Source organism: Aeromonas sp. SCS5 (assembly GCF_001887375.1).
Classification (GTDB): domain Bacteria; phylum Pseudomonadota; class Gammaproteobacteria; order Enterobacterales; family Aeromonadaceae; genus Aeromonas; species Aeromonas jandaei.
The window spans coordinates 1-13,855 of sequence record NZ_LFCS01000019.1; the positions used below are offsets into that span (position 1 = coordinate 1).

At 59.6% G+C, this 13,855-nt stretch carries 13 protein-coding genes; 3 read left to right on the forward strand and 10 right to left on the reverse strand.

The genetic code is table 11. From position 1 onward, the window contains the following. The 3 genes from BS300_RS21520 to BS300_RS19540 form a co-directional block, all read right to left on the reverse strand. Window positions 1-1,463: retention module-containing protein (locus BS300_RS21520; protein WP_239693844.1), on the reverse strand; the 1,463-nt coding region annotated here is incomplete at its 3' end. Between the two features lie 232 nt (window positions 1,464-1,695). Further along, complete coding sequence (locus tag BS300_RS19535) at window positions 1,696-3,357, reverse strand: putative transporter (protein ID WP_071914768.1); 1,662 nt, start codon at window positions 3,355-3,357, stop codon at window positions 1,696-1,698. Between the two features lie 117 nt (window positions 3,358-3,474). Next, window positions 3,475-4,110 (reverse strand): hemolysin III family protein, encoded by a 636-nt coding sequence (locus tag BS300_RS19540; RefSeq protein ID WP_071914770.1) that lies wholly within the window; start codon window positions 4,108-4,110, stop codon window positions 3,475-3,477. A 174-nt stretch (window positions 4,111-4,284) separates the two neighbouring features. On the opposite strand from BS300_RS19540, the gene BS300_RS19545 reads away from it, so the two are divergent. The 3 genes from BS300_RS19545 (at window position 4,285) to BS300_RS19555 (ending at window position 6,771) form a co-directional block, all read left to right on the forward strand. After that, complete coding sequence (locus tag BS300_RS19545) at window positions 4,285-5,808, forward strand: aminotransferase class V-fold PLP-dependent enzyme (protein WP_071914772.1); 1,524 nt, start codon at window positions 4,285-4,287, stop codon at window positions 5,806-5,808. 90 nt (window positions 5,809-5,898) lie between these two features. Beyond that, complete coding sequence (locus BS300_RS19550; RefSeq protein WP_071914774.1) at window positions 5,899-6,450, forward strand: septation protein A; 552 nt, start codon at window positions 5,899-5,901, stop codon at window positions 6,448-6,450. 24 nt (window positions 6,451-6,474) lie between these two features. Then, the gene (locus BS300_RS19555) at window positions 6,475-6,771 is read left to right on the forward strand and encodes a YciI family protein (RefSeq protein ID WP_069556199.1); all 297 of its coding nucleotides are present in this window, start codon (window positions 6,475-6,477) and stop codon (window positions 6,769-6,771) included. 87 nt (window positions 6,772-6,858) lie between these two features. Here the strand turns inward: BS300_RS19555 and cysQ are convergent, their stop codons facing one another. The 7 genes from cysQ to lepA form a co-directional block, all read right to left on the reverse strand. Beyond that, window positions 6,859-7,614 carry a 3'(2'),5'-bisphosphate nucleotidase CysQ gene (cysQ, locus tag BS300_RS19560; RefSeq protein ID WP_071914777.1) on the reverse strand — a complete coding sequence of 252 codons (756 nt, stop codon included), beginning with the start codon at window positions 7,612-7,614 and terminating at the stop codon, window positions 6,859-6,861. Between the two features lie 213 nt (window positions 7,615-7,827). Beyond that, window positions 7,828-8,565, reverse strand: a complete 738-nt coding sequence (pdxJ, locus tag BS300_RS19565) for a pyridoxine 5'-phosphate synthase (RefSeq protein WP_071914779.1) — start codon at window positions 8,563-8,565, stop codon at window positions 7,828-7,830. An 84-nt stretch (window positions 8,566-8,649) separates the two neighbouring features. Then, window positions 8,650-9,360, reverse strand: a complete 711-nt coding sequence (recO, locus tag BS300_RS19570) for a DNA repair protein RecO (RefSeq protein ID WP_041210624.1) — start codon at window positions 9,358-9,360, stop codon at window positions 8,650-8,652. Between the two features lie 158 nt (window positions 9,361-9,518). After that, on the reverse strand, window positions 9,519-10,418 hold the full coding sequence (gene era, locus BS300_RS19575) for a GTPase Era (protein WP_033112795.1): 900 nt from the start codon (window positions 10,416-10,418) through the stop codon (window positions 9,519-9,521). After that, window positions 10,415-11,086, reverse strand: a complete 672-nt coding sequence (gene rnc, locus BS300_RS19580) for a ribonuclease III (protein ID WP_033112794.1) — start codon at window positions 11,084-11,086, stop codon at window positions 10,415-10,417. Before rnc ends, era begins: the two co-directional genes overlap by 4 nt. Then, window positions 11,087-12,010, reverse strand: coding sequence for a signal peptidase I (lepB, locus tag BS300_RS19585; protein ID WP_033112793.1), 924 nt, complete (start codon window positions 12,008-12,010; stop codon window positions 11,087-11,089). Window positions 12,011-12,013: 3 nt separating this feature from the next. Beyond that, window positions 12,014-13,807: a translation elongation factor 4 gene (lepA, locus tag BS300_RS19590; protein ID WP_033112792.1), complete on the reverse strand. Its 1,794-nt coding sequence runs from the start codon at window positions 13,805-13,807 to the stop codon at window positions 12,014-12,016. Window positions 13,808-13,855 lie beyond the last annotated feature (48 nt).

A 13,855-nucleotide genomic window follows, 5' to 3' on the forward strand; every position in this document is an offset into this window, starting at 1 on the left:
CCGGTCAGGGTCAGGGTCGGGGCATCCTGATCATCCACCACTGTATTGGTGATGGTGCCAGTGCTAACCACATTCTCGTAATTGCCACCACTGGTCTTGTCGATAGTGACTCTCAGTGACTCTTCACCTTGCTGATAAATGTCATCTCCACGAACCGGTACCGGCTCGCTGTTGGCACTGCTGGCGCCCACCGGAATGGTGATCACCACCCCGTTGGAGAGGGTCACGGTCAGCGGGCTGCCGGTCACCGGGTTACTGACGCTGGCGGTGTAGACAATGCTGCCGCCCTCGGTCATGGTCTGGCCGTTGGTGGCCGAGCTCAGGGTCACGGTGGTGGTGTCCACTGTGTCAGCCACCACAGTGATCACCTTGCTGCTGGTGTCCAGCTGCTCGTAGTTGCCACCGCTGCTGCCGGTAATGCCCACCGTCAGGCTGCTGCCATCTTTGTAAACGTCGTCACTCGGGGCATCGACCGTCACGCTGCCGCTCAACTCGCCCGCCTTGATGGTGATGCTGGCGCCGTTGGACAGGGTCAGCACCAGGTCACTCTGCGGGGCGTTGTTGACGCTGGCACTGTAGGTGATCTGGCCCCCTTCGTTGACCTGCGCCGGAGCACCCAGGGTCACTGTGGTGGTATCGATGGTGTCGTTAATCTGGGTGGTCGTTGAAGGACCGGTAATGATCTGGTTGAAACCACCGCCCTGAGTACCAGTGATCGAAACAGTGATCGTGGACGGGTCGACATAGGGGCTGTCGGCAGGCACAGCCACAGTAACGGAACCGATAGTTTGGCCAGCAGGAATGGTAATGACAGCACCATTTGAGAGAGTAATGACCAGATCGGTGCCAAAAACAGGTACATCAACAGAGGCAGTAAAGGTGATGGAACCGCCTTCATTTACTTGAGGCTGCGCAGAGAGGGTCAGATTGGCGGAGATGAAAGGCTGATCTGCAATGCCTGTCGCATCCAGCGTCGGCGCGGTGCCGTTATTGTAGGTCGTATCAAACCCGGCCTGGGAGATGGTGGCATCACCTACGCGGTCGATGGTGACAAAGCCGCCGTTGCCGCTGGCACCAGCAACACCGCCGACGCCGCCACCGCCAGCGGCAGGTGCGCCACCCGCGGCAGAGGCTTCAAAAGTCTTGGTCGGGTCAGCGCCACCCAAAATGGCTTGTTGCAGTGCATTGATATCGCTCAGAGTGCCGGGTGCACCGTTTTGTGCCAGCTGGGGTGCATCTCCCTCTTCGGCCGACTCGCTCGGCTGACCGGCCGGCTGCACATTGAACGACTGGTTGCCGCCCATAAAGCTGCCACCATCGGGAGAGACAATCACAGCCCCTTTTGGCAGTACATCCCCTTCAACCAACAGCTTCCGGCTGCCGTCTGCGGCAAGCAGGTAAATTTTTCCTTTGAGTTGGGTTACGGTTACGCCCTGTTCCAAGGTAATGGCATTGGTAATCATGTTCTCTCCTGAATCCTGATTTGCATGCAAAAAGCCACAGCCTACTTTGCACACAGGCAGTGGAAATAACCAGTGAGAAAATTCGAAAGAATAGACTGATTTGGGGCTGAACTGTTCAGCCGGCCAGAAGGGTCGGAGCTAACGGAGGGATATAAAATAAAATCAATTTTATCAATACATTACAGAAATATGGCAGGAGCATGACAAACCATGCACCTGCCATTTCAGAGAGTTATGCGCCAGCCCAGAGGATGATGGCCAAGAGCTGCGGCGAGATGATCCGCAGGAACATCACCAGCGGGTAGACAGTGGCATATGAGAGAGCACTGGCGCCGCTGGTCGGATGCATGGCGTTGGCAAAGGCCAGCGCGGGAGGATCGGTCATGGAGCCGGCCAGCAAACCACACAGGGTGAGGTAGTTCATCTTGCCATAGAGGCGAGCCAGTACCCCGACCACCAGCAACGGAATAAGGGTAATGGCGACGCCATAGAGCATCCATGAGGGGCCATCGCCGTGGATCAGGGTATCGACGAAGCCGGCACCGGACTTGAAGCCGACCACCGCCAGAAACAGCACGATCCCGATCTCCCGCAGCGCCAGGTTGGCACTGGGCGGCATGAACCAGTAGAGCTTGCCGATGCTGCCGATCCGCGACAGGATCAGCGCCACCACCAGCGGCCCGCCCGCCAGGCCGAGCTTGAGCGCGGCTGGGAAGCCCGGCAGATAGAAGGGGATGGAGCCAAGCAGCACGCCAAGGCCGATCCCGATAAAGACCGGCAGCATCTGCACCTGCTGCAGTTTCTGCTGCACGTTGCCGACCACATTGGTCACCGCTTCGATGGCATCGAGGCGCCCCACCAGGTTGAGGATGTCACCAAACTGCAGGCTGGTCTGGCTGGTCGGCACCAGTTCGATACCGGCCCGATTGAGGCGGGAGATCACCACGTCATAACGCTGTTTGATGTCAAGATCGCGGATCTTCTTGCCCAATACCTGCTCGTTGGTCACTACCACCCGCTCGACACGCAGGTCGGTGCCACGAGTCGAGAGCGAGGTCTCCACCTCCTCCCCGAGCACCAGCAGCACCTTGTGCAGCGCATGGCGCTCACCCACCAGGTGGAGCAGGTCGCCCAACTCGATGCGCGAATCGGGACGCGGCACCATCAGCTCATCGCCGCGCTTGAGCCGTGAACAGATGACATCGGCTTCGTCGAGACTCGGGATCTCGCTCAGCATCAGGCCATGCATATTGGGGTTGCGCACCGCGATGTTGATGGTCTGCAGGCTCTCCTTGGTCTTGCCGGTCTGCAGCTCGAACTGGGCGGCTTCCTCCTCAACCTTGATGCGAAAGAAGACCCTGATCAGCCACATGGTGAGCAAAATGCCGCAGATACCGAACGGGTAGGCAACCGCATAGCCCATCCCCATCAGACCGGTGGAGCCGGGAGCTGCACCCAGTTCACCCAGGATCTGCTGGCCCGCACCGAGCGAAGGAGTATTGGTGACTGCTCCGGAGAAGACCCCGAGGATCACCGGCAGCGGCACATCGAACAGCTGGTGCAGGGCCGCAGCGACCACGCCACCGAGCAGCACCAGCAGGGCCGCAAAGCCGTTGAGCTTGAGGCCGGAGCTGCGCAGAGAAGAGAAGAAGCCGGGACCAACCTGAATGCCGATGGTGTAGACAAACAGGATCAGACCGAACTCTTGAATGAAGTGCAGGGTTTTTTCATCCAGTGCGAGACCGGAGAGGCCGGCAAAGTGGCCGACTATGATGCCGCCGAACAGCACCCCTCCTATCCCCAACCCGACGCCATAGACTCGCCAGTTCCCCAGCCAGAGCCCCAGCACTGCCACCAGCGACAACATGCTGATGGAAAGCGCGATATCACTCATTGTGTGCATCCTTTGCGAATTGAACTGTCCCTAGCTTGTCAGCAAACGATGCCGCCAACTGTGTGATAACGCACGAATTTATCCTTTGGTGCGGCAAAAATACCAATTAAGGGTTAATTAAACGACATAGCCATAAATGGCCATAAAGTGACAAATGCTGCCCCCCAGCACAAACAGATGCCAGATGGCGTGGTTGTAGGGAATTCGCTTGGCCACGTAGAAGATCACCCCGAGGCTGTAGACCAGCCCGCCCACCGCGAGCAGCAGCAGCCCTTCACCAGCCAGATGGATATAGAGCTGATAGATAACCACCAGCGACAGCCAGCCCAGCATCAGATAGGTAAACAGCGACAACTTCTTGAAGCGGTTGATGAATATCAGCTTGAACACCACCCCGGCCAGCGCCAGCCCCCAGATCACCACCATCAGCCCGCGCGCCAGCGGCGTATCGAGCGCCACCAGCAGGAAGGGAGTATAGGTACCGGCGATCAGCAGATAGATAGCGCAGTGATCAAACACCTTGCACCAACGTCGCGCCTTGCCCTCCGCCATGCTGTGGTAGAGGGTCGAGGCGAGATAGAGCAGCACCAGACTGCCACCATAGAGGCTGTAGCTCACCAGCGCTTGCGTGCCCTGCCCCCACCCCTTGATGAGCAGCAGCACCAACCCGGCAATACCCAGCAACAATCCCGCTCCGTGGCTCAGCCGGTTGGCCAGCTCTTCCCGGGGGGAGTAATCCATCACACCACTCATAACATTCACTCCGTCATCATTGGCGACACTCTACCCAGCGCCATTTCAGAGTACAAGTGTTCGCTTAAAAAATGGGGTGGCTGTCACCCGCCCCCCTTTGGTGTATGCTCTGCCGCCGATGCCCGACAGAAGCGGCATAGACACCTACCCCGGTGACCTGGTCTGGAGAACCTGATGAAGTTGACTGAGCTGTTTGCACAAGCGGATCCCGCCTTTGGCGAGGCGATGAGCACCTTGCTGGAGACCTTCCACCACTCCGACGACAGTCAGGCCCCCTACCAGCGCGACCTGTTCACCCACCAGCTCGACCAGTCCCGCATGCCCGCCAGCGGCTGCTCGACCGAGGCCTATCTCGCCCGGCTGGCTACCCTGGTACCCGGCGCCTCTCACCTCACCTCGCCACGCTACATGGGTCATATGACGGCACCATTGCCGGCCTTCACTGCCGAGCTCTCCCGTCTGGTGGTGATGCTCAACCAGAATCCGATGAAGATGGAGTCCTCCCGTCTGCTCAGCTTTCTGGAGCGGGAGGTGCTGGCCAAGCTGCACCGCCTCATCTACGGCATGGACGATGCCTTCTACGGCGAACAGATGCATGCCAAGGATGCCGCCCTCGGCGTCATGACCAGCGGCGGCACCATCGCCAACGTCACCGCCCTCTGGCTGGCCCGCAACCGCGCCTGCGGCGACAACCTGTTCGCCCTCTACGAGCAGGGCTATCGCGGCGCCGTCATTCTCGGCTCCCGGCTGATGCACTACTCCTTCGACAAGGGGATGGATCTGCTGGGGCTGGGCGCCCGCAGCGTCTGGCGCCTCGAGACCGACGAGCAGAACCGGCTCAGTCTGGCCGCGCTGGAGCAGGCGCTGATCCAGTGCAAAGAGCAGAAATTGAAAGTACTGGCGCTGGTCGGTGTGGCGGGCAGCACCGACTTTGGCTCCATCGATCCCCTGCCGGAGCTGGCCGCCATCGCCAAACGCGAGCAGATCCACTTTCACGTGGATGCCGCCTGGGGTGGCCCGACCCTCTTCTCACCCCGCTATCAAAAGCTGCTGGCCGGGATCGAGCACGCCGATACAGTCACTCTGGATGGCCACAAACAGCTGCTGGTGCCGCTCGGTACCGGCATGCTGCTCTGCCGCCAGCCGGACCTGATGATGGCGGTCAAGCGGGAGGCCCCCTACGCCATCCGAGCCACCTCGTTTGATCAGGGCCGCTTTACCTTGGAGGGCACCCGCCCGGCCAATGCCCTCTATCTGGATGCCGCCTTCCAGCTGTTCGGCCAGCAAGGCTATGCCGACCTCATCGAGGCCAACTACGACCGGGCCCGACGGATGGCCGAGCTCATCACCAGCAATCCGGCCTTCGAGCTGATGTCTACTCCGGTGATGAATCTGCTCTCCTATCGCTGCATCCCGCCCCATCTGCAGGGCAAGGTGCTGGATGAAGCGGCCAACGAGCAGATCAACGCCTTCAACGTAGCGCTGCAAAAAGCCCAGCGCGCCGAGGGACACAGCTTCGTCTCCCGTACCCAGCGCGCCGTGGTGCGCTACGGTACCCAACCTCTCACCCTGCTGCGCGCCGTGCTGCTCAACCCCCTGATTGAAGAGCGCCATATCCGCGACCTGCTGGCCGATCAGCAGCGACTGGGGCTCACCATTGCTCGCCAACTGTTTGGCGACAGCGCGGAACCGGCGTAAAAATGAGCGGTCTAATTCATTTGCCGTTGTCCACCGTGCAGGTAGACTGGGCAAAATTTGCAGGCCATCTTTGAGGACTAGACGTCAGAAATGAAGCAATTTATTGAATTTATTCCACTTATCGTTTTCTTTGCGGTCTACAAGTTCTACGACATCTACATGGCCACTGGCGCCCTGGTGGTGGTCACCGGTCTGCAGCTCGCCTATAGCTGGATCCGCTATCGCAAGGTCGAGAAGATGCAGCTTTTTACCTTCCTGCTGGTCGGCTTCTTTGGCGGTCTCACAGTGTTCTTCCACGATGACACCTTCATCAAGTGGAAAGTGACCGTCATCAACGCCCTGTTTGCGTTGGGTCTGCTCATCAGCCGCTATGGCTTTGGCAAGAACCTGATCAAGCAGATGCTGGCCAAGGAGCTGCAGGCACCCGACGCCATCTGGGATCGGGTCAACCTCGGCTGGGCCGGTTTCTTTGCCGTCTGCGGCCTGCTCAATCTCTATGTGGCCTTCAACCTGCCGCAGGAGATGTGGGTCAACTTCAAGGTGTTCGGCCTGCTCGGCATGACCCTGATCTTCACCCTGCTCAGCGGTGTCTACCTCTACCGCCACATTCCGGCTGATCAAAAAGAACAGCTTAAAAAATAACCCTCATCAGAAAAGGATTGTCTCATGTGGTATCTCATCTACTCCGAAGATGTTCAGGGCAGCCTGCCGCTGCGCAAGCAGGTTCGCCCCGCCCATCTGGCTCGCCTGCAAGCCCTGCAGGATGAAGGTCGGCTGCTGACTGCCGGCCCCAACCCGGCCATCGATGCCGAGGACCCGGCCGATGCCGGCTTTACCGGCAGCACCGTCATCGCCGAGTTTGCCTCGCTGGCTGACGCCAAAGCCTGGGCCGATGCCGATCCCTATGTGGCAGCTGGCGTCTATGCCAAAGTGACCATCAAGCCGTTCAAGAAAGTCTTTTAAAACTGCGTCAAATACAAAGAGGCCGGAGTGGGTATGCAACCCGCTCCGGCCTCTTTTTATTGGGCGATGCTCAGCGTACTGGCAAGGTCACGCCCTGGCGACAAACCAGGGGTTGAGGATGTCGGGCTTGTTATAGCGCAGCGGTGAACCGTCGAGTTGGGTGACACTGCCCCCCGCCCCCTCTAGCACCGCCTGCGCAGCGCCGGTATCCCACTCGCAGGTGGGGGCGAGGCGCGGATAGAGCTCGGCGCCCCCCTCGGCGATGATGCAGAACTTCAGCGAACTGCCCATGGAGATCAGCTCGATTTCACCAAAGGGAGCCAAGAAATCGAGGGTCTCCTGCGACAGGTGGTTGCGACTGCCCACCACTCGCCATGCAGTTCCTTCACGATGAGGCCGGGTCTGGATGGACTCGCGCTTGCCACCAGCGATGCGCCAGGCCCCCGCGCCCTTGCCGCCATACCAGAGCTTGTCCAGCACCGGCGCATAAACAAGTCCCCAGCGCGGCGCCCCCTCTTCAATCAGCGCAATATTGACGGTGAACTCGCCGTTGCGGGAGACAAACTCCTTGGTGCCATCGAGGGGATCCACCAGCCAGTAACGGGACCAGCCGTGGCGCGCCGCCATCACCTCGGGCCCCGACTCCTCGGACAATAGAGGGATGTCGGGAGTCAGCCGTGCCAACGCCTGAACGATCACCTCATGAGCCCCCTTGTCGGCCGCGGTCAGCGGACTCTCGTCGCACTTGTACTCCACCGCGAAGGGCTGGCTGTAGATGGCCATGATGGCCGCCCCCGCAGCGCGGGCGACAGGTTCAAGTTCGGTGATATCGGGGTGGTACAAGGGGTGCTCCATAACAATCTCGTCCAGCTCGCAGGGCCAACCAGTGTAACCCTTTTGACATCAACTGGTTATAGCCGATTGTACTGGGTTATTACAGCGCGGTGGCTGCCAAGCCATTTCGTTTGGGTGAATAGGCCTAGGCATAACAAAGGACGCCGTGGCGTCCCTTAGTGTTTATGGCGACCTGTCTCGGGCCGCGAGACTGCTGGCGGCTCAGATCCCCTGACGGGCTTCCTGCATCAGCAGGCGCATATCGCTGACCGCCTTGGCCAGACCATCAAAGGCGGCGCGGCCGATAATGGCGTGGCCGATGTTGAGCTCATAGAGCTCGGGGATGGCGGCGATGGCCTTGACGTTGTGGTAGTGCAGACCGTGGCCGGCATTGACCTTGAGCCCCTTGCCAGCGGCATAGGAGGCACCGGCGGCGATACGCTTGAACTCGGCATTGCGCTCGGCATCTGTGGTGGCATCGGCGTAACGGCCGGTGTGGATCTCGATAAAGGGGGCGCCACTCTCGGCGGCCGCATCGATCTGGATTGGGTCGGCATCGATAAAGAGGGATACCTGAGCCCCTACCGCGGAGAGACGGGCAACGGCATCAGTCACCTTGGCCAGCTGACCGGCCACCTCCAGACCGCCCTCGGTGGTCACTTCGGTGCGCTTCTCCGGCACCAGACAGACGAAGTGAGGCTTGATGCGGCAGGCGATGCCGATCATCTCTTCGGTCACCGCCATCTCCAAATTCATTCTGGTCTGAATGGTCTGACGCAGGATCTCCACATCGCGGTCGGTGATGTGGCGGCGATCTTCTCGCAGATGCACGGTAATGCCATCGGCCCCGGCCTGCTCGGCCACGAAGGCGGCCTGTACCGGATCCGGATACTGGGTGCCCCGGGCGTTGCGCAGGGTGGCGATATGGTCGATGTTCACACCCAGATAGATTTCACTCATTGAGAACTCCTTGAAAGTCTTCATCTGTTGACTGCGCGGTCAGCGAATCACCCCGCGCCAATATCCGTATGTCTGTAATCTGTGTCAGCCTTGGATGCTGGCTTTGCGTTTTAAAAACAGCTCCCGGCTCTTTAACTGGCGCTTGCCCAGATAGGGTTGCAGCGCCAGCCGGCTGAAACGTTTGGCCGCCTGCAGCAAGGGAGGGGTATCGAAACGTCCCTCGGCAAAGGCGAGCAGGTGGGCACCGAGAAACAGGGTACGGGGATCCGGCGCCCGCTCGCAAGCAACAAAGCCCAATTCACGCTCGAAGCCATAGAGCAGGGTCGGCTCGATGGGCGACTCGTCGTCCGCCGTGTATTCGAAATCGACTGCATAGCCGAGCGCCTGCAGCAGCAGAAACTCGAAGCGGCGCAGCGGCAGCTCAGGCGTCTCGCCGTCAGCCAGCGCCATGATGGCACGGGCATAGGCATCGAACACCTCGGGGAACGGGGTGTGGGCTTCCAGCAGGTAGTAGACCAGCTCGTTGAGATAGAGGCCGTAGAAGAGGCGATCGCCACCGAGTCGCAGGGAGTGGTCGGGACATTCGACCTGGGTAAGGTTCTTGAGATCCCCCTTGCCGCGCCAGGCGATGGTCAGCAGGGTAAAGGGTTGCAGTAGCCCCTTGAGAGGGGAGCGTGGCCCGCGAGAACCGCGAGCCACCAGAGTAAAGCGGCCACTATCCTGGGTGAATACCTCGACCAGCTGGCTGGTCTCACGATAGGGCCGGCTATGGATGACGAAAGCCGGGGTCAGCAATCCGCCATTACCTCTCAAAACCTGTCCACGCACTGTCACGAGAGGCCGTCAGCAAGGTAAAGAGCAGCGCAGGAACCGGAGTGTATGTGAATACATGAGGATTCCGAGCAGCGCATGAGCCTTGATCATGGCCTCGCAGTAAGCGCGTGCACAGGTTCTTAATCATCGCCGTAACCAAGACTACGCAGGGCGCGCTCGTCATCGGCCCAGCCTGACTTGACCTTGACCCACAGCTCGAGGTGCACCTTGTTCTGGAACAGCCGTTCCATATCGAGGCGCGCTTCGGTACCGATGGTCTTGATCTTCTCGCCCTTGTTGCCGATGACCATCTTCTTCTGGCCATCTCGCTCGACCAGAATGAGGCCGTGGATGTGATAGATACCGCTCTCTTCCACCTTGAAGCGCTCGATCTCCACCGTCACCGAGTAGGGCAGCTCCTCGCCGGTGAAGCGCATCAGCTTCTCGCGGATGATCTCGGAGGCCATGAATCGGGAGGAGCGATCGGTCACGTAATCTTCCGGGAAGAAGTGGACGTTTTCCGGCAGCAACGGCTTGGCCCACTCGCGGATCTTCTCCACGTTGGTACCCTTCTGGGCACTGATGGGCAGGATATGGGCGAAGTTCATCTGCTGGCCCAGCCACTCGAGGTGGGGCAGCAGCTCCTCCTTCTCCTTGACGTTGTCGATCTTGTTGACCGCCAGCACCACGGGGCACTTGAGATTGCGCAACTTGCCCAGCACCATCTCGTCATCTTTGGTCCAGTGAGTGCCGTCCACCATGAATACCACCATGGCCACGTCCCCCAGCGAACTGGTGGCGGCGCGGTTCATCAGGCGGTTGATGGCCCGTTTCTCTTCGATGTGCAGACCCGGGGTATCGACATAGATGGTCTGGTAGTTATCCTCGGTGTCGATCCCCAGGATCCGGTGACGGGTGGTCTGGGGTTTTTTCGAGGTGATGCTGACCTTCTGGCCAAGCAGCTTGTTGAGCAGGGTGGACTTGCCCACGTTGGGGCGGCCCACGATGGCGACAAAGCCGCAGTAGGTTGTATCTGTCATGACAGTTTTTCCAATGCTTGCTGCGCCGCGGCCTGTTCGGCCTTGCGGCGGCTGGTGCCGACCCCTTTGATCGGACCATCCAGACCTTCCACGTCACACTGGACGGTGAACTCCTGGTTGTGGGCTTCGCCCTTGACGTTGGTCACTGTATAGGTCGGCAGGGATTTGCGGCTTCCCTGCAGAATTTCTTGCAGACGGGTCTTGGGATCCTTCTGCTCGATGCCCGGCTTGATCTCCTCCAGACGGCTGGTGTACCAGCCCAGCAGCAGAGTCCGTACTGTCTCGAGATCACTGTCCAGATAGACGGCACCAATCACCGCCTCGACTGTATCGGCCAGGATAGATTCACGGCGAAAACCGCCGCTTTTCAGCTCGCCCGGCCCCAGGATCAGGTGATCCCCGAGGTCAAACTCGCGGCCCAGCTCGGCCAGGGTCTTCTCGCGCACCAGAGTGGCACGCATCCGGCTGAGATCCCCTTCCGCCGCTTGCGGGAAGCGGTGGAAGAGATCGTCGGCAATCACCAGACTCAAAATCGAGTCACCCAAAAACTCCAGTCGCTCGTTGTGACGGGAACCGGCGCTGCGGTGAGTCAGCGCCCGGGTCAGCAGTTCCAGATCCTGAAAGACGTGTCCGAGACGGGACTGCAGTCTGTTCATCTTGATATTCATTTACTTGATTCCGCCAATGCGGTTGAAGCGCACCCCTGTCGGTACCCAGCTTGGCAGCAGGGAGCCCTCTTCGCGCTCGAATTCAAAACTTATCCAGATAGCGACCGCCTTGCCAACCAAGTTCTGCTCGGGCACAAAGCCCCAGAAACGGCTGTCGGTACTGTTGTCACGGTTGTCGCCCATCACGAAATATTGCCCTTCCGGTACTACCCACTCATCAGGATAGGTGCCGGGTTGACGATAGTAACGGCCAACCATATCGGGCATCAGCGGGTTGCGCAGGGTCTCGTGGGAGACATCGCCCAGCTGCTCGGTATAGCGGTCAAGGGGGATCCCCATCTGGGTAAATTCGCCTCTTTGTTCAAACTTGACATCGAGCTTCTGGAAGCCCGGGCACGTTTTCCCCTCCTGCTCCTCGCACTTGGGCCGGATCATCAGCTCCTTGTTGCGATAGATGACCCGATCCCCCGGCATGCCGACCACCCGCTTGATGTAGTCCACCCGCGGTTCGAGCGGGTATTTGAACACCACCACATCGCCGCGCTTGGGCTCACCGGTCTCGAGGAACTTGGTGTTGGTCACCGGGTCCCGCAGACCATAGGCAAACTTCTCCACCAGGATGAAATCGCCCACCAGCAGAGTGGGCATCATGGAGCCTGACGGGATCTGGAACGGTTCAAAGATGAACGAACGCAGGATCAGTACAAAGGTGATGACCGGGAAGACCCCGGCGGTCTGTTCAATCCAGACCGGAACGGGGGCAACCTTGGCCAGGGTTTTGTCATCCAGATGAGCGCCGCCATGGGCACGGGCCACGGCAATTTTGGCGGCTCGCTGTTTGGACCAGATCATCTTGTCCAGACACCAGATAACACCGGTGATCGCGCAGACCACCACCAGGATCAGGGAAAACGTGCTTGCCATCTATTAATCCTTTCCGACGTGGAGAATCGCGAGGAAGGCTTCCTGCGGCACGTCGACACGGCCGAGGGACTTCATCCGCTTCTTACCTTCTTTCTGCTTGTTCAGCAGCTTCTTCTTACGACTCACGTCACCACCGTAGCACTTGGCGGTTACGTCCTTGCGCAGTGCCTTGACGGTGCTGCGCGCGATGATCTGGTTGCCGATGGCCGCCTGAATCGCGATATCAAACATCTGGCGCGGGATCAGCTCGCGCATCTTCTCCACCACCTGACGACCGCGATACTGGGCGTTGTCCTTGTGGGTGATGATGGCGAGCGCGTCGACGCGCTCGCCGTTGATCATGATGTCCAGACGCACCATGTCGGAGGTTTCGAAACGCTTGAAGCCGTAGTCCAGCGAGGCGTAGCCGCGGCTGGTTGACTTCAGGCGGTCGAAGAAGTCGAGCACCACTTCCGCCATCGGGATTTCATAGGTCAGCGCCACCTGCTTGCCGTGGTAGACCATGTTGGTCTGCACGCCACGCTTCTCGATACAGAGGGTGATGACGTTGCCCATGTACTCCTGCGGCAGCAGGATGTGACACTCGGCGATCGGCTCGCGCATCTCCTTGATGCTGGTGATGGCGGGCATCTGGGCCGGGCTGTCGATGTGGATGGTGGAGCCGTCAGTCAGCTCTATCTCGTACACTACGGTCGGCGCCGTGGTGATCAGATCCAGATCGTATTCACGCTCCAGACGCTCCTGAATGATCTCCATGTGCAACATACCGAGGAAGCCGCAACGGAAGCCGAAGCCCAGTGCAGTCGAGCTCTCCGGTTCGAAGAACAGGGAGGCATCGTTCAGGGAGAGCTTGTCGAGGGCGTCACGGAACGACTCGTAGTCATCGCTGGAGATGGGGAACAGACCCGCATACACCTGCGGTTTCACCTTCTTGAAACCGGCCAGCGCCTTGTCGGCACCGTTTTTGGCCTGAGTCAGGGTATCGCCCACCGGCGCGCCGTGGATGTCCTTGATACCGCAGACAACCCAACCTACCTCGCCGCAACCCAGCCCGTCGGTGTCCACCTGCTTGGGCGTGAAGATACCGATACGATCGACACCCCACACCTGACCGGTGCTCATCACCTTGATCTTGTCGTTCTTCTTCAGGGAACCGTTCTTGATCCGCACCAGAGAGACAACACCCAGATAGGAGTCGAACCAGGAGTCGATGATCAGCGCCTGCAGCGGCGCGTCCGGATCACCTTCCGGTGCCGGGATCTTGGCCACGATCTCTTCCAGTACCAGATCGACCCCAAGGCCGGTCTTGGCGGAGCAGCGCACCGCATCGACCGCGTCGATACCGACGATGTCTTCGATCTCCTCGGCAACCCGCTCGGGTTCTGCAGCCGGCAGGTCAATCTTGTTCAGTACCGGCACCACTTCCAGATCCATCTCCATGGCTGTGTAGCAGTTGGCCAGAGTCTGTGCCTCAACCCCCTGGCCGGCATCTACCACCAGCAGCGCCCCTTCACAGGCCGCCAAAGAGCGGGAGACCTCGTAGGAGAAATCCACGTGGCCCGGGGTGTCGATAAAGTTCAGCTGGTAGGTGTTACCGTCTTGTGCCTGGTAGTTCAGGGTCACACTCTGCGCCTTGATGGTAATGCCGCGCTCGCGCTCCAGATCCATGGAGTCAAGCACCTGAGCCTGCATCTCGCGGTCGGACAAGCCACCGCAAGTCTGGATCAGACGGTCCGACAGGGTCGATTTACCGTGGTCGATGTGCGCAATAATCGAAAAGTTACGAATGTGTTTCATCGAGCAAGAGTCACTCAAAATTGGTTTAAGGTCGGTTATGGAGGCGCG